We start from the raw sequence: 16620 nt of genomic DNA on the forward strand, positions 1-16620 counted from the left end.
TTTACCTCAGAATCTTTAGTTTCTTTAAGTTTAACCATTCTAAAGGATTTTGCGGTTTTTGGCCATATCTCAATTCATAATATACTCCACTTGGTCCATAAGGGGAGGCTCCCACGGTACCTAAAAGTTCTCCCGTATGGACTTCTTGTCCGGGGAAGACCTTAGTTTCTCCTAGCCCTCCAATGATGGAAGTAAAATCGTAGCCGTGATCCAGAACTACGACTTCGCCTTGACTCTTTATCCAGCGAACCTTTACTACCTTGGCCGAGAAAGGGGCCACGACTTTGCTTCCGGGAGGAGCCCCGATAAAAATTCCGGGACTGAAACTTACCTTGCCGGTAAAAAGATCGCGATCTAGGCCAAAAAACCTTAAGACACGCCCTTCTACCGGGGGATAAAGAAAACCCTTAACTTCAAAGAGAGGCCGCAGGATTATACCTTTGGAGGTTACTTCAGAGGAGGCTCGTTTGATTTTTCGGGTCCTAGAGATTTCTTGTGTCAGCTTTTCCAATTCTTTTTGGGCCGTCAGTAAGATACTTAGAGTTTCTTTGTATAATTTTTTATTCTGCCTTATTTCGGTTAATAGGGTTTCCTTTTCTTGTTTTAATAGTTTTAATTCCTTTTCTTTTTCTTTATATTTTTCTTTGTTACTTTCTAGTTCTTGGAACTCCTTCTTCAGTTTTTCCTCGAGGCTTTTTAGTTGTTGTTTCGTTTTCTTGATTTCTAATAATTTGTTGGCTTCGCTTTGTATAATAGCATATAAGTAGTCTTCTCTTCTTAAGAAATCATTTATATCTTGTGGATTGAATAATAAGTTTATCCATGTAGTTTTTGAAATGGTAATTAATGTACCAATTTCTTTGGATATATTGTTTTTTAGTTGTTGTTCTTTTTGTTTTAATTTTTCTATTTTTGTGTGAATCCTTGTGAGGTTTTCTTTTGTGTTTTTGATTTTATTTTGGATTTCGGTAATGGCTAGGGATAGATTTTTTATCTGTTTAGCTATATCATTAAGTTCTTTTAAGATATATTTTTCTTGAAAGTTAGCTTTCTGAAGTAGATTTCTGTTTTCTTTGATTTTCTCTTTTAGAGAACTAGCTTGAGCGTAATGCGCTAGAATTAGGAAAAATAGCGCCGTACAGAAAGCCAAGACACTAATGCGCAAAATAATCCTATTCCTCCTACCCCTAAAATTAAGTATTTTAAAGGGAATAATATTAGGTGGGTTTTATAAAAGGGCAATAATCCGGAGAGAGATCTTTCTAGATAGTTTTTGAGAGCCAAAAGTATGCCCAAAGATAGCAGAGAAGAACTTATACCTATAAAGAAACTCACTAATACTTTGGGCTTCGCTATATAGCCTGGTGTAGCCCCTAGAAGAGAAAGGATTTCTATTTCCTCCCGTTGTCTTTCTAGAATTAAGGTTATAGTTATGCTCATCAGAAATATTAATGATACTATCATTAATCCTATTCCTAAAATAGTCAATAATTTTATCGATTTAGCAAAATTGTTTATTCTTCCCAGCCAACCCTCCTCATATCTAACCTTCAAAACCCCTTCTTCTTTTTCAATGAGTTTCAGGTAGGGTTTTGCCTTTTCGAAGTCCTTGAGTGGATTTTTGAAAGTAATCTCTATAAAGGAGGGTATATTTTGCAGGTCTAGTTCCTCGAGGATTTCAGGAGTTCCCTTAAATATTTCTTGAAGTTTGGCCAATACTTGCTCCGATTTGATTAGTTTTATGTTTTCTATTCCCGGTAAATTTTTTATCTTCTTTTGGATGCTAAGCTTTACTTTTTCTTCGAGATCAGGTTTTAAATAGATAGTTACGGCCAAACTTTGGGCTGTTTTTTGAGAGAATAAATAAAGATTGAAATATATAAAAGCGAAGAAAAGTAGGAGTGTTACCGAAATATTGATAACTAAAAATGAGACAAAATAAGAGCTTTTGTTATTTTTTATTTCCTGAAGAAATTTTTCAAACATTATTGTTTGGTGATAATGCGTCCTTTGTCTAAATGTACAACTTTTCGATGGCGATTTTGATATAGACTTTCATCATGGGTAGCGAAAAGTATGGTTATGCCCTCCGCGTTCAGTTCTTCCATAATTTCTAAAATTTCACGACTTGCTTGAGGATCGAGGTTTCCGGTGGGTTCGTCTGCTAGGATGAGTTCCGGTTCCCTCACTACGGCCCTGGCAATAGCTACCCGTTGCTTTTCGCCTCCGGACAGAGCCTTTATTTTCAAATTTTTTCGACCAACTAGTCCTAATCTCGAAAGCACGCTATCTATGCGTTTGCGGGCTTCTTTTTCCGATATTCCTAAAACTTCTAAGCCGAGATAGACGTTCTCATAGACCGTTTTTTCTGAAAGGAGTTTGAAATCTTGGAAAACAAAACCCATTTTCCTTCGCAATTTCGCAAGATCTTTGCGTTTGAGATTATGGTATTCCAGATCCATGAAGGATATCCTTCCAGAGGAGGGCCTTTCTAAACCGAAGATAAGGTTCAAGAGAGTAGTCTTCCCAGCTCCGCTCGAGCCGGTAATGAAAACGAATTCTCCACGGGTGATTTTTAGAGAAACTTCGTCCAGAGCCTTAATATAAGGTGGATAAACTTTAGAAACCTTCTCTAAGGTGATCAGGACATTCATTTTTGAGATTTTCTTTTGTCGAATTTTTGGCTATTATACTCGATAGTCTGAGGAAAAGAAGGGGGGGATCATGGCTAAAATCGACGCCTTCCTGAAACTGATGGTGGAGACCGGAGCCTCAGATCTTCATCTTTCGGCTGGTAATCCCCCCATTCTTAGGGTGCATGGAGATCTCCAAAGGGTTAAATACAAAGCCCTTGAAAATGAAGAACTTAAGTCCATGCTCTATGAAATCACTCCTGAAGAAAAGATCAAAGAGTTTGAGGAAAGCGGGGATGTGGATTTTGGTTTCGAGATTCCGGGACTAGCCCGTTTTAGGGTGAATTTCTTCCAGCAGCACCGAGGTGTAGGGGCAGTCTTCCGATTGATTCCGAGTCAGGTTAGGACAGTGGAGGAACTGGGACTTCCTCCCATTTTGAACAAGTTGGCCCTCCTCCCCAAAGGTCTAGTTTTGGTAACCGGACCTACAGGTTCTGGAAAATCTACTACTTTGGCGGCTATGATAGACTATGCCAACCGTATGCGCAAAGATCATATTATTACCATTGAAGATCCTATCGAATTTGTGCACAAGCCCAAAAACTGTTTGGTCAACCAGAGAGAAGTGGGGGTGCACACCCGTTCTTTTGCTGCGGCTCTGAGGGCGGCCTTGCGTGAGGATCCAGATATCATCCTGGTAGGTGAAATGCGGGATCTCGAAACCATTCAGCTTGCTCTAGAGGCCGCTCTTACCGGACATTTAGTAATGTCAACCTTGCATACCATCTCCGCCTCCCAGACCGTGGACCGAATTATCGAGATCTTTCCCCATGACCAGCAACCACAAATTCGTTCCTCTCTGGCAGAGTCTCTTAGAGCTGTAATTTCACAGACGATGTTCAAACGCATAGATCGGCCTGGACGGGTGGTGGCCCTAGAGATCATGATTGCTACCCCGGCGGTGCGCAACCTCATCCGGGAAGGCAAGACCTATCAGATACCTTCCATTATCCAGACCGGCCGAAAATACGGTATGGTTTCTTTGGACGATGCTATTATGGAATATCTCCAAAAAGGCATCATTGCTCCGGAAGAAGCCTTAAACAAGGCCCTAGATAAGAGCAGATTCATTCCTTTTGTTAAAGAGGCTAAACTAGCCGACTTTACGGAGATCCCCGGATGATCGGAGAAATAGACATTAGTGAGTTAATAGCTGCTCTGTCTAATCATCGTGAAAGGATTACCGATATCCTTTTTATCGTTGGTCGCCCCTTGCAGGTGGCGGCTGATGGGAGATTACATGAAGTAAAATTGCCCGATTGGCCTATTGATAGGCTAACTCCTCTTCAAACCGAGACCATAGCCTTCAATCTTATGCGAAAAAATCCCAAACTCTTTCAGGATCTGGTGCGAACCGGCTCTGCGGATTTTTCCTATCGTCTTCCGGATGGGACCCGCTTCAGGGTCAATGTCTATTCCCGTCAACAAAGCTACAACATTGTGATGCGTAAACTTTCGGCCAAGGTACCTTCTATTGCTGAACTGGGGCTTCCGTCGGCCTTCTATCGTATTGCTCAAGAGAGAAACGGTATCATTTTGGTTACTGGTGCTACCGGTCAGGGAAAGACCACCTCTCTGGCGGCTATTTTGAATGAGATAAACGAGAAAGAGGCCGTCCACATAATTACTCTCGAGGATCCGGTGGAATACATCCACCTCCCAAAAAAAGCCACCTTCAGTCAACGGGAGCTCGGTACAGACTTTGATACCTTTGCGCATGGGTTACGGGCGGCGTTAAGACAGGCCCCGCAGGTGATCCTGGTGGGAGAAATCCGCGACCGAGAGACCATGGAAATAGCTCTTATGGCTGCCGAGACTGGGCATCTGGTCTTCTCCACGCTCCATACCGTAGGGGCCGGAAATACCATTAATCGTATCCTGGGGTTTTTTACGATCGAAGAAGAACACCAGATTCGTTACAGGCTGGCCGATACTTTGCGTTGGATCGTTGGGCAAAAGTTGGTCCCTAAGGTAGGTGGAGGCCGAATAGCTGTTTTCGATATTCTTTATAACAATATTCGAGCCAAGGAAACTATTCTTAAGGGTGAAGAGGAAGGACGGACCTTTTATGACATTATGCGTCAAGGTAGTCCCTATCATATGCAAACCTTTGATCAACATCTTATAGAACTATATCGAAAAGGCTTGATTACCGAAGAAACAGCCTTAGCTTACTGCGTGAGAAGAGATATCGTAGGGCGTGAGATAGATCGCATCAAGGCCTCTAGGGGTGAAAAGACCTCAGACATTGAAGGTTTGGAGCTTGACCTTGAGGGAGAAGGTCGGTGGCGGAGAAGATAGAGTTTGTCTGTGAGGGGTGCGGTCGGAAATATAGGCTAAGAGGTTCTCCAGAGGAACTCCGGGAAGACCTCCTTTTCTGTCCCGAGTGTGGGGGGAAGTTAACCCTTTACGGAGAACAAACTCTAGGATCATCTTCCTCCCAAGGGATCTCCCCAACTCCTCGGAAAGACTTTCTTGAAGATCTTCTTATTACCGGGCCGGTGGCTCTAATTTACTGGACACTGCCAGCTAGTAAGGATCGGGTAGAAGAGGTGCTCCGAAATGAAGGCTACGTGATTAAGGACTTTCAGGCTCAGGAAGACCTGAAGTACTGGCTCAGACTCTTTATCCCTGAAGTGGTGGTCTTTGCTACGGAAGATGAGGGGCGGGTTGCCGATTTTGAGGCCATGCTTTTGGATCTCCCCATGGAAGATTACCGGAGGATCTTTCGGATAAAGATTGCCTCCAGATACCGAACCCTCGAGCCCACCGAAGTCTTCTTGGCAGGGGTGCATCTGGTCTGTAACCCCCGAGACCTTGAGAAGTTTGAAGAGATTTACCACAAGGCTCGTGATTATTGGAAAGTACTTTACGCCCCATACTTTAAAGCCTATGAGAGTTTGGAGGAGGGAAGAATCAAATGATTAAAAAGGCAGTTCTTCCAGTAGCTGGACTTGGGACTAGAATGCTTCCGGCCAGTAAGGCTATTCCCAAAGAGATGCTCACCATTTTAGATAAACCAGCCATTCAGTATATCGTAGAAGAGGCTCAAAGCTCCGGGATAGAAGATTTTATTTTCGTGATTTCTAGGGGAAAAGAGGCCATCTTGGATCATTTCGATCTTTCTCCGGAACTTGAAATGGAGCTTGAGAACCGGGGAAAGAAGGCGTTGCTTGAAGAGATAAAAAAGGTTTCTGGATTGGTTAAGAATCTTTCGGCCGTAAGACAAAAGAAGGCTTTGGGGCTGGGACATGCTATTTTGGTGGCTGCCCCCCTAGTGGGTAAGGAGCCCTTTGCGGTGCTCCTTGGAGATGATATCGTGGACTCGGAAAAACCTTGTCTCAAGCAACTCATAGAAGTAGCCGAGAGGATCAAAGCCCCGGTGATAGCGGTGGAACGGGTACCTAAAGAGCAGGTTTCGCTCTACGGAATTATTTCCGGTGAAAAAGTGGAAGATGGTCTCTGGAGAATGACTGGAGTATTAGAAAAACCCCGTCCAGAAGAAGCGCCTTCGGATCTGGCCATCATCGGCCGTTATATCTTTTTTCCCGAGATCTTTGAATATCTGGAGAAGACCCCTCCCGGAAACGGGGGCGAGATCCAGCTTACGGACGCTATCTCTAAGATGATAACCGATGGCCACGAGATCTATGCCTTTGAATTTGAAGGCACCCGTTATGATGCCGGCAACAAGTTGGGCTTGGTAAAGGCCACCCTGAACTTTGCCCTGAAACACCCTCAGATAGGCCCTCATTTAAGAGAATATATCAAGAGTTTATTATAGCTCCTGTTTGAGTCGTGTATTTTTATGAAATTGTTCTGCCTCTGCCTTTGTACACACCTTTAATTTACGCCTCCTCTAAAGAAATTCCCTGCGGGGTTAGGGTGTTAGTCCCGGTAAGGGGGCGACGTTGTGTAGGGTTGGTGTTCAGGAGATGGCCAGAGGGAGAGTCCCCCGATTTTCAGGTCCGTGAGATCGAGGAGATAGTTGATGATGAACCCTTATTGCCCGCTGATCTCCTCGAATTTTTGGCCTGGTGCTGGGAATACTATCTTCATCCCCCGGGGGAGGTGGTTAGAAGTGCCTTTCCGCCGGGTTTCTTTCGGGAAATCAAGAAAAAGTACGTCCTTACGGCCGAGGGGAAACGGCTTCTTTCCGAGGGTGCGCTTCCAGGTTGGGCCGAGCATCTCAAAAGGCCTCGCACCTTGAAAAACCTCATAGCCAGGGCTGGAAGAGATCTCAGTCGGGAGCTTGACGTGCTGGTGGAAAGGGGCCTGGTTAAAGAGACCGAGGACCTTTCAGGGCTTAAGCCCCCGTTTGAGCCTTGGCTGGAGTACCTCGCAGAGGAGGTTTCCTCCCCCATAGAGGAGTTTCTAAAAGAGAAAGGCCGCTGGCCTAAAAGGTTCCTTGAAGAAAGTTTTGGAAAAGAGCCTGTTAAGAAGCTCGTCTCTTCGGGCCGGGTCCGGCTGATTGAGCTTCCCCGGATGCGTAGGGGAGTAGTTCTTGATTCCGGAGAGCCTCCGGTCCCCAATCTGGAGCAAACGAAGGCCGTGGAGGCTATAAAAGAGGCCTTGGATAAAGGATTTGAGGTCTTTTTGCTTCATGGAATTACGGGGAGCGGAAAAACCCTGGTCTATCTTTACGCCGCGGAGGCGGCTCTTCGCCGGGGAAAATCCGTTTTGATTCTGGTGCCTGAAATCGCCTTGACTCCTTATGTAGAGACCCATTTTGTATCCAGATTCGGCACACAAGTGGCCATTCTCCACAGTGCTCTCCCACCCCGAGCCCGGGCTGCGGAATGGTTTCGGGTGGCCCGAGGGGAGGCTCGCGTGGTGGTGGGGACCCGTTCGGCCCTCTTTGCTCCTTTGAGGGATCTGGGGCTCATCGTAGTGGACGAGGAACACGAAAGCTCTTACAAGCAAATGGAGGGGTTGCGCTATCAGGCGAGGGATATGGCCCTTATGCGTGGAAAGCTTGCGGAGGCTTCGGTAGTGTTGGGATCCGCCACGCCTAGCGTTAAGAGCTACTATTTGGCTAAAACCGGAAAGTACCGCCTACTAACCCTTACCCAAAGACCGAAGGGCAAAACTCTCCCGGAAATAGAGGTGGTAGGGCTCAAACGCCCCGGAGAACTTTTCACCGAAAGGCTTCTTTCAGCTATAAATGAAACCCTCTCCCAAGGTCAACAGGTTCTTCTCTTTTTGAATCGTAGGGGCTACGCCCCGATAGTCTTTTGCAAGGATTGTGGGGAGCCTCTTATGTGTCCCAACTGTACTTTGAGTCTCACCTATTATCGTTCGCAAGGCCGACTTCTCTGCCATCACTGTGGATTTGAAAGGCCGGCTTTTCCGCTTTGTCCTCACTGTGAAGGAAAGGAGTTTCGGCTGGTGGGTTTCGGCACCGAAAGGGTGGAGGCCGAGATTATGAGAATCTTTCCTTCATCTAGGGTGGCTCGCCTGGATCGGGAGACCGTGACTTCCGAAAGGAAACTTCTTGAGCTCATCCGAAGACTCAAGAGGGGAGAGATAGACATTCTGGTGGGCACACAGATGGTAGCCCAGGGACACGATCTCCCGGGAGTGAGCTTGGTAGGGGTGCTCTGGGCTGAAGGGGGACTTCATTTTCCCGATTTCCGGGCTGCGGAGCGGACTTTCCAGCTATTGGTACAGGTGGCCGGTCGGGCCGGGAGGGGCCGGGTTCCTGGACGGGTCATCCTTCAGACCCGCATGCGGGATCATTATGCTATAAGTGCGGCTTTGAAACAGGACTATGAGGCTTTTTTTGAAGAGGATCTTAAAAGACGTAAGACCTTGCGTTTTCCGCCCTTTTCGCGTTTGGCGCTCTTGATCTTTTCGGCCCTTAAATCCGAGAAAGCCGAGTCTGCAGCCCATAAAGCCAGAGAATTCCTTTCAGCCTTTAAAAATACTGAGGTTTTAGGGCCGGTGCCGGCACCGCTTTTCCGCCTTTCGGCCCGCTATCGCTGGCAGCTCCTTCTTAAAGCCGAGACTGTAGGAGGGCTCGATAGGGCTCTCAAGGCTTTCTGGCAGGCAAGGGATAGCCTTATACCCGCTGGAGTCAGGCTTACCCTTGATAGAGATCCCGAAGAACTGTTATAATTTTCTGCCATGGCAACTCGTTTCAATCCCCAGAGGATAAACTGGGCGGCGAGGGAAAAATCTTCGCTTGCCAATTTTGCTCTCAAACCGGAAGAACTTGAGGCCTATTTGGACGAGTACGTAGTAGGACAGAGAGAGGCCAAGGGTATTCTTTCCACCAAGATCTGCACACATTTCCACCGGGTAAAGTACCTCCTCGAGAGGGGAGAGCGTTTCGACGAGGTGGGCTTTGTCAAGAACAACATTATCATCATTGGTCCTACTGGTGTGGGGAAGACCTTTATCGTAAAACTCATTGCCCGCAAGATCGGAGTGCCTTTTGTTAAGGGAGATGCCACTAAGTTCAGCGAGACCGGTTATGTTGGCGGGGACGTGGAAGACCTTATTCGAGATCTGGTCCAGGAGGCGGATGGCAATTTGGAAAAGGCCCGTTTTGGGATCGTCTATCTGGATGAGGTGGACAAGATCGCTTCCAGCGGAAATGTGTTTGGTCCGGATGTTTCACGCACCGGTGTACAGAGGGCCCTGTTGAAACCTCTTGAGGAGACCGAGGTCGAACTTCGTGTCCCTCATGATCCCATCAGTCAGATGGAGGCCATCGAATATTATCGTCGTACTGGCCGTCGTAAACGGAATTCTATTAATACCCGTTATATCCTCTTTATTGCTAGCGGCGCCTTTAACGGTCTTGAGGAGATCATCCGAAAGCGACTTCGTAAACAGAAACTCGGTTTCCTTTCAGAACTTGAAGGCCGGGAAGAGGTCTCTATAAATTATCTGCGTTTTGTGACGCCGGAAGACCTTATAACCTATGGGTTCGAGTCCGAATTCGTAGGGCGTTTCCCGGTGATAGCGGTTTTTGATCCTTTAGAGGAGAAAGACTTTTTCGAGATCTTAGCCAATCCCAATAGTGTAATCGTGGTGAGCAAGAAGCGCGATTTTAAGGCCTATGGTATAGATTTGGCTTTTACGGATGAGGCCTTAAGGGAGTTAGCCCGAAGAGCAGCGCGAGAGAACACCGGGGCCAGGGCCCTTTCCCGAGTCCTTGAAAGGGTCCTCATTCCCTTTGAAAAAAGTCTTCCCAGCCTGGGAGTCTCATTTTTGGGGGTAAGCCGGGAGATAGTGCTTGAGCCTGAAAAAGTCCTTTCTGAGATGAAGCTATCCCCAGAAAATCCACGCTGGCGAGTCTGGTATGAGAAGGCCCTTAAGGATGAAGAAGGGCGCACGCTAACTTTCCTTGAGACCCGCAAAAAGAGCTTTTTTGAAAATTACAGGTTGCCCTTTACTCCGGCCAAACTTGAGCTGGCGCTGCTCCTGCACCGAAAGGAAGATCTGGATCTTCAACAGGCCTTGGAAGAACTTCTTATGTTATGGCGTCAGATTCGGAGTTTTGAGAAGAGTTTCGAGAGACGTTCGAGGCTTAAGGTTTATTTTTCAGAGGGGGCCCGGGACCTTATCCTTTCCGAGGTCATTAAAAAAGACGAAGGGGTGTACGCCTTCTGTGATCGGATATTGAGCGTACTTGAATACGGGCTTAAGCTTGTAGGAGACAAAACCGGAAAGACGATTTTTGAACTTCCGGAGGAGGCGGTGAGGTCTCCCGAAGAATACCTCAATCAACTGGTGCGTTCCTCTTACCATCTGGGTTAGTCATGGCTAAAACTCCCCTGGTTTATCTAGCATTATCGGAAAGTGTAGCCCAAAAAGTAAAGGAGATTCTCAAAGGTTTTAACTGCCGGGTGGAAAGCGTGCCTGATGGTGAAGCCCTTATAAACCTTTCGCGGGAAACATTGCCCGATCTTATAATAATAGAAAAAGAGATACCTAAACTCGACGGTTACGCAGCTGTTTTGCTTTTAAAAAACGATGAGAAGACTGCGGAAATCCCGGTGGTAGGGATTTGTAAATGTCTTTCGGACATTGAAGCCGAAAAGGCCCGGGATGCTGGGTGTGACGATTATGTGTGTTATCCTTTTGAAAAGGAAGAACTGGAAAAAATCCTAGAAAAATTTTTGGTGAGGTAAGGCATGATAGGCATTTCCAAACTCTATTGTGGCACAGTTGAGGCTTCGGACCCTTTACGTTACGGCCGAAGAGCTAAAGATTTACCTTCCCATCTTCTCCAGTTTTCGGCGGACAAGCGGCCGGTAGTGGTCTGGAACGTGACCAAGAGATGTAATCTCCGGTGCGTTCACTGTTACGCCTCCGCGGATCCTTCCCCTCATCCGGATGAACTTACCACGGAAGAGGGTATGGCCCTCCTTGAGGATCTGGCGCAGTTCGGATGCCCGGTGGTTCTCTTTTCAGGCGGTGAGCCTCTTATGCGTCCGGACATCCTAGATCTGATTCATAAGGCGGTGACTCTCGGCCTGCGGGCGGTGGTTTCTACCAATGGAGTCCTTATAGATCGGGCTCTGGCCCGTGAACTAAAGAAGTTCGGTCTTTCTTATGTAGGCATCAGTATGGACGGCTTACGAGAGGTTCACGACCGTTTTCGGGGAGTAAAAGGGGCCTTCGATAAGGCAATGGAGGCGGTAGAGAACTGCAAGGCCGAAGGCATCAAGGTGGGCCTGCGGTTTACTATCAACAAACTCAACGCCCAGGAGATTCCGGGTATCTTTGACTTGGTTGAAGAGTATCAGATCCCGCGGATCTGTTTCTACCATCTGGTCTACGCCGGTCGCGGATCAAAATTGATGGAACAGGATCTCTCTCACGAGGAGACCCGGCGCTGGGTGGATTACATCATTGATCGTACTAAAGAACTCCACGAGAAGGGGCTCAAGGTGGAGGTCCTCACGGTGGACAACCATGCTGACGGACCCTACCTCTACCTCCGTATGAAGCGGGAGGGCAACCCCCGGGCCGAGGAGGTCTATGAACTGCTGAAAATGAACGGGGGCAACAATTCCGGGGTGGGGATAGGCTGTGTTTCCTGGGATGGTTCGGTGCATGCGGACCAGTTCTGGCGGCACTATTCCTTTGGAAACGTCCGGGAGCGGCCCTTTAGCGAGATCTGGATGGATACCTCAGACCCCCTCATGGCCAAGCTCAAAGAGAAAAAAAAGCATGTAAAGGGGCGGTGTGCCAAGTGCCGCTTCCTTGAGGTCTGTGCTGGAAATTTCAGGGTGCGGGCGGAGGCTGCTACCGGGGATGTTTGGGCCCCGGATCCCGCCTGCTATCTTACGGATGAAGAGATTGGTATAGCTTAAGAAAGGAGGAAGAAGGGATGAGGAAAATAGAAAGAGCCCTTATCAGTGTGACAGATAAGACCGGGGTGGCGGAGTTTGCGAAGGCCCTGCACGAGATGGGCGTCGAGATCGTTTCCACCGGGGGCACGGCCCGCGTAATAAGAGAGGCCGGGGTTCCGGTAACGGATGTCTCAGAGGTTACCGGTTTCCCGGAGATGCTTGACGGTCGAGTAAAGACTCTGCATCCCAAAATCCACGGAGGGCTTCTTTTCATAAGGGACAAAGAGGAGCACGTACGCCAGATTCAGGAACACGGCATTAAGCCCATAGACCTCGTGGCCGTAAACCTTTACGCCTTTGAGAAGACGGTGGCCTCCGGTGCGGATCTTGAGACCGCCATCGAGAACATTGATATCGGCGGCCCCACTCTTCTTCGGGCCGCGGCCAAAAACTTCAAATATGTGACGGTAATTGTGGACCCCGCAGATTACGAACGGGTACTTTCCGAGATGAGAGCCAACAACGGGGCCACTACGCTTAAGACCCGGTTTGACTTGGCCCGCAAGGTCTTTGAGACTACCTTTCGCTACGACCGGGCTATTGCGGAATACCTTGCGCAGGTCTCCCCTCCCGAGGAATAGATGATATGTGTTTCCATTGCGGAGCCTACGGTCGAGGCCGTCCTCAGGGCCCTCGCGCAGGCGCAGGGGCAGGCCGATCTCTTTGAGATAAGGCTGGATGCCCTTGAGAAGCCCGCGGTAGCTCCCTTCCTTTCCGTTCGGAAAAAACCCCTTCTTTTCACTTTCCGGGCGGAAGAGGAAGGGGGTTTTCGTCCTGTTCCTCTTTCCGAGCGTCTGACGTGGCTTCGCGAGGCCGCCTCTGCCGGGGCGGACTATGTGGACCTCGAACTTTCCGCCGGCCCCGAGGCTATCCGGGAACTTCTCAAAGTCTCCAGGACCACGAAGCTCATTCTTTCGTATCATAATTTCGAAAAAACTCCGAAAGAAGACTACTTAAAAGACAAAATTAAAGAAATGGTTGAAATGGGGGCAGCCATCGGAAAGGTGGTCTGCATGGCGAAGGAGGTGGAGGACGGGTTGAGGCTTCTCGGGCTTATTCCCTGGGCCAGGGAGTGTTTTGATATACCGCTTATGGCCTTTGCCATGGGGCCGCTCGGGAAATGGACTCGGGTGGTCTCGGTGCTCTTGGGAGCCCCTTTTGCCTATGCGGCTGCAAGACCCGGTGGTGCGACCGCCCCTGGGCAGCTTACGGCGGAGGAATTGCGTAAGGCGCTTGCTCTTCTTTCTGAGGAGAAGATTTCATGAAGGTCTTCGGGGTTATAGGCTATCCAGTGTCTCACTCCCTCTCGCCAGTGATGCACAACGCGGCTTTAAGGCATCTCGGGATCCCAGCGGTTTACGGGGCCTTTGAGGTCGGCCCCGAGGATCTTCCGGCCGCCATCTCCGGAGTCCGGGCCCTCGGGATAGGTGGACTTTCGGTAACTGTCCCCCACAAGGAGGCCGTAATGGCCTGGCTTGACGAGATAGACCCGGTGGCCGAAAGGATCGGGGCGGTTAACACCGTAGTGAACCGGGAGGGATGTCTTTTCGGAACCAACACCGACTGGCTCGGGGTCAAACGTAGTTTGCTAGAGGCCGGGGTGGAACTTTCTGGGAAGAAGGCCGTGGTAGTGGGGGCTGGGGGAGCAGCGCGGGCGGTGGTCTATGCCCTCTGCGAGCTAGGGGCCGAGGTTGAGATTTACAACCGCACGTTTCCGAAGGCCGAAAAACTCGCGCGGGATTTCGGGGGAAGAGCCTACGCCCTTTCCGAAATTATTAAGGCTTCTGGGGAAATCATCATTCAGACCACGAGTGTGGGGTTAAAGAGCTGGAAGAGTCCGGTGCCGAAGGAGGTCTTTGAAAATTTTCAGGTGGCTATGGACATCGTGTATGTGCCGCTCAAGACCAGGTTTCTTTCCGAAGCGGAGGCTGCTGGCTGCCAAACCATTGACGGCCTCAAGATGCTGGTTTATCAGGGAGCAGAGCAATTTAAACTTTTTACGGGGTACGAACCTCCGGTAGAATTGATGTATCAGGAAGCTCTAAGGAGTCTTCATGGAAAAGAAAGAGATTAAGCCCCTTAATAGCTCGATTGCAATAAAACTAAGGCTTCCAGGGTCAAAGAGCCTCACACAGAGGGCCCTTCTCTGTGCGGCTCTGGCTAAAGGAGAGTCGGTTATAAAAAATCCCCTAATTAGTGAAGATACGGAGCTTCTTTCCGAAGCCCTGCGGACTTCGGGTTGCGGGCTGGAACGCAGGGACGGGTCTTTTGTGGTTTCTGGAGTCTCTGGAGAACCAGTCTTTTCCGGGGAGGAGATCTTTTTCGGAAACAACGGCACCGGTTCCAGATTTTTTCTGGCCTATGCCGCGCTTTCCCGGAATGGGGAGGCTGTCCTTTATGGGAAACCACGGCTCCATGAAAGGCCCATGGGGCCCCTGATTACGGCTCTCAGGAGTTTGGGGGCAAAAGTAGAGTGTCTCTCCAGAGAAGGGTATCTTCCGGCAAGGGTCTCTCCCGGAAGGCTTTCAGGAGGTCGGATTACGCTCCCGGCCACTCAAAGTAGCCAGTATATCTCGGCTCTCCTTCTCATCGGTCCTTATCTTCCCGGAGGGCTTGAACTGGAGATCGAAGGACAGATGGTCTCCACCCCGTACGTGGAGCTCACCCTTTCGGTGATGTCGGCCTTTGGGGCGGAGGTGGAGAAGATTTCCGGTGGTTTCAGGGTTAGTGAGGGCGGCTATCGGGCCCGGATCTATGAGGTGGAGGGGGATGCCTCAAGTGCCTCTTATTTTCTTGTTCTTCCGGCCCTTCTTGGAGGCTCGGTGGAGGTGGAAAATCTTTCCCCTGATTCCCCCCAGGCCGACACGCTGTTTTTCAAGATACTTTCAGAGAGCGGGGGCCGGGTCGAAAGGGCAGGGCAGGGTGTAAAGGTGGAGTTCTCCACACCTCCCCGGGCCTTTGAGGTTGATTTGCGAGAGGCTCCGGATCTCTTTCCCACCCTCTGTGTGCTAGCTGCGGTGGCCGAAGGCAAAAGTCGGATCTACGGGGCTCCGCATCTGAGATACAAGGAATGCGATCGCATAGCCGCCATGGCCACTGAACTTTCAAAGACCGGAGTCAAGGTGAGAGAACTTCCCGATGGTATAGAAATAGAAGGCGGCAGAGAACTTCACGGAGCCGAGATTGAGACCTATGATGACCATCGCATCGCCATGTCTTTTGCGGTTCTCGGGCTTAAAGTCCCGGGCATGGTCATTCGCAATCCCGCCTGTGTGGCCAAGTCTTTTCCGGAATTCTGGGAATATCTGCGTAAGGTTTACGCCTGATTAGATCCAATATTCGGGATATCTTCGACTAGCCGGTATATTGTTAACTAATACGGCAATGATTAGCATGATAAGGGCCCCCAGGCCAGCCGGTATAATAGCGTACAGGTAACCCAAATTGTGAATCTTATTACTACCTATGACCGCGATCAGGGCCGTGGCACCACCCGGAGGATGTAAGGTCCTCGTAGCATGCATAATAGCAATGGCTGTGGAAACCGCTAGAGCGGCTGCCAGCCACATCTCAGAATGGAATAGTTTATAACAGGTGACTCCCACGAGGGCCGATATGATATGCCCCCCAACTAGATTTCTCGGCTGAGCCAATGGACTTTTGATGGCACCGTATATCAAAACCGCAGAGGCTCCAAAAGAGCCTATGACCATGACCAGGTCCGTGTTTGTGAGCAGGTTGTAATGGATGTAAGATACGGCTGCGATCCCCAGAAACGCCCCGATCCATGACCAAATGATTTCGGAAAGGCTTACCCGGGGCGGGCTTTTAGTTACACCTTTCATTTTTGATAGATATTCGGATAAATAACTGTGTCTATGTTGTTTGATTTTTTCCATCCTTTGGATACCTTGGAACTTTTTGCTATAATGATCTAATGCTTCTTTGGTGAGTTAGCAAGTTAAAATTTATAATTTTGTGGTTAAAAATTTGTAAACTGTGTTTTAACTGGCTTTAATTTATGAGGATATAAGATGTGCTCCAGAATCATATTGATCGGTTTTCGAGCCACGGGTAAGACCACCGTGGGTAAGTTGTTGGCCAAAAGGTTGGGCTACCCTTTTGTGGATCTGGATGAGTATATTGAAAGGAAACTCGGTAAAAGCATCCGGGAGGTGGTGGAGGAAGGGGGCTGGCAGGCCTTCCGAGCGGAAGAAAGGAAGGCCATGCGGGAGTTTGCAGAAAAGGGAGACCTGGTGCTTTCGCTCGGGGGCGGGGCGGTGATGCACGAGGCCGAAATGGAGGCCCTGAAGGAAGAGGCTTTGGTGGTCTGGCTCTCGGCCCCGGTTGAGACCATTATTGAACGTCTTTCCCGCGATCCGAAAACTGCCACCCAGCGCCCGTCCTTGACGGAAAAATCCCTAGAGGAGGAGGTGAGGGAACTCCTTTCCCGCCGGGAACCGCTCTACGCCCGCTTTGCGGATCTTCGGATCTCCTCGGAGGGCTTATCCCCGGAGGAGATCGTCCGGAAGATTTTGGAAGTCCTTTGAGTTCAACTT

At 49.0% G+C, this 16620-nt stretch carries 16 protein-coding genes and 1 pseudogene; 13 read left to right on the top strand and 4 right to left on the bottom strand.

Translation table 11 applies throughout. The annotated features are described in order from the left end of the window. Position 1: 1 nt before the first annotated feature. From TDIS_RS04000 to ftsE, 3 genes are read right to left on the bottom strand one after another with little or no spacing between them, the layout of a single operon-like run. Positions 2-1165: a murein hydrolase activator EnvC family protein gene (locus TDIS_RS04000; protein ID WP_161939472.1), complete on the bottom strand. Its 1164-nt coding sequence runs from the start codon at positions 1163-1165 to the stop codon at positions 2-4. Beyond that, a complete protein-coding gene (locus tag TDIS_RS04005) occupies positions 1120-1986 on the bottom strand; it encodes a cell division protein FtsX (protein WP_068669556.1) in 867 nt (288 codons plus the stop codon). The genes TDIS_RS04000 and TDIS_RS04005 overlap by 46 nt, the downstream gene beginning before the upstream one ends. Next, on the bottom strand, positions 1986-2654 hold the full coding sequence (gene ftsE, locus TDIS_RS04010; RefSeq protein ID WP_084270949.1) for a cell division ATP-binding protein FtsE: 669 nt from the start codon (positions 2652-2654) through the stop codon (positions 1986-1988). The genes TDIS_RS04005 and ftsE overlap by 1 nt, the downstream gene beginning before the upstream one ends. Before the next feature lie 64 nt (positions 2655-2718). Between ftsE and TDIS_RS04015 the strand changes: the two are divergent. The 12 genes and pseudogenes from TDIS_RS04015 to aroA all read left to right on the top strand — a co-directional run. Beyond that, a pseudogene (locus TDIS_RS04015) lies at positions 2719-3816 on the top strand (type IV pilus twitching motility protein PilT); the annotation flags it as partial. Then, a complete protein-coding gene (locus TDIS_RS04020; RefSeq protein ID WP_068669560.1) occupies positions 3813-4994 on the top strand; it encodes a type IV pilus twitching motility protein PilT in 1182 nt (393 codons plus the stop codon). The pseudogene TDIS_RS04015 and the gene TDIS_RS04020, both read left to right, overlap by 4 nt. Beyond that, positions 4979-5617 (top strand): zinc ribbon domain-containing protein, encoded by a 639-nt coding sequence (locus TDIS_RS04025; RefSeq protein ID WP_068669562.1) that lies wholly within the window; start codon positions 4979-4981, stop codon positions 5615-5617. The genes TDIS_RS04020 and TDIS_RS04025 overlap by 16 nt, the downstream gene beginning before the upstream one ends. After that, a complete protein-coding gene (gene galU, locus TDIS_RS04030; protein WP_068669564.1) occupies positions 5614-6477 on the top strand; it encodes a UTP--glucose-1-phosphate uridylyltransferase GalU in 864 nt (287 codons plus the stop codon). Before TDIS_RS04025 ends, galU begins: the two co-directional genes overlap by 4 nt. Positions 6478-6491: 14 nt before the next feature. Continuing rightward, a complete protein-coding gene (gene priA / locus TDIS_RS04035) occupies positions 6492-8810 on the top strand; it encodes a replication restart helicase PriA (protein ID WP_068669566.1) in 2319 nt (772 codons plus the stop codon). A gap of 9 nt (positions 8811-8819) precedes the next feature. After that, entirely contained in the window at positions 8820-10460 is a 1641-nt protein-coding gene (locus TDIS_RS04040) for an AAA family ATPase (RefSeq protein WP_068669568.1), read from the top strand. 2 nt (positions 10461-10462) lie between these two features. After that, positions 10463-10834, top strand: coding sequence for a response regulator (locus TDIS_RS04045; protein ID WP_068669573.1), 372 nt, complete (start codon positions 10463-10465; stop codon positions 10832-10834). A 3-nt stretch (positions 10835-10837) separates the two neighbouring features. Then, positions 10838-12022, top strand: coding sequence for a 12,18-didecarboxysiroheme deacetylase (ahbC, locus tag TDIS_RS04050; protein WP_068669574.1), 1185 nt, complete (start codon positions 10838-10840; stop codon positions 12020-12022). 17 nt (positions 12023-12039) lie between these two features. Further along, a complete protein-coding gene (locus tag TDIS_RS04055) occupies positions 12040-12642 on the top strand; it encodes an IMP cyclohydrolase (protein WP_068669575.1) in 603 nt (200 codons plus the stop codon). Continuing rightward, complete coding sequence (aroD, locus tag TDIS_RS04060; RefSeq protein WP_068669576.1) at positions 12643-13326, top strand: type I 3-dehydroquinate dehydratase; 684 nt, start codon at positions 12643-12645, stop codon at positions 13324-13326. It abuts the gene before it with no gap. Further along, positions 13323-14135, top strand: a complete 813-nt coding sequence (locus TDIS_RS04065) for a shikimate dehydrogenase (RefSeq protein WP_068669578.1) — start codon at positions 13323-13325, stop codon at positions 14133-14135. Before aroD ends, TDIS_RS04065 begins: the two co-directional genes overlap by 4 nt. After that, on the top strand, positions 14116-15387 hold the full coding sequence (gene aroA, locus TDIS_RS04070; RefSeq protein ID WP_068669580.1) for a 3-phosphoshikimate 1-carboxyvinyltransferase: 1272 nt from the start codon (positions 14116-14118) through the stop codon (positions 15385-15387). Before TDIS_RS04065 ends, aroA begins: the two co-directional genes overlap by 20 nt. On the opposite strand, the gene TDIS_RS04075 is transcribed toward aroA, so the two are convergent. Continuing rightward, on the bottom strand, positions 15388-15906 hold the full coding sequence (locus TDIS_RS04075; RefSeq protein ID WP_208595667.1) for an HPP family protein: 519 nt from the start codon (positions 15904-15906) through the stop codon (positions 15388-15390). Between the two features lie 189 nt (positions 15907-16095). Here TDIS_RS04075 and TDIS_RS04080 point away from each other — a divergent pair, with 189 nt between their 5' ends. Beyond that, on the top strand, positions 16096-16611 hold the full coding sequence (locus TDIS_RS04080) for a shikimate kinase (RefSeq protein ID WP_068669584.1): 516 nt from the start codon (positions 16096-16098) through the stop codon (positions 16609-16611). Positions 16612-16620 lie beyond the last annotated feature (9 nt).

This window comes from Thermosulfurimonas dismutans, from assembly GCF_001652585.1.
Classification (GTDB): domain Bacteria; phylum Desulfobacterota; class Thermodesulfobacteria; order Thermodesulfobacteriales; family Thermodesulfobacteriaceae; genus Thermosulfurimonas; species Thermosulfurimonas dismutans.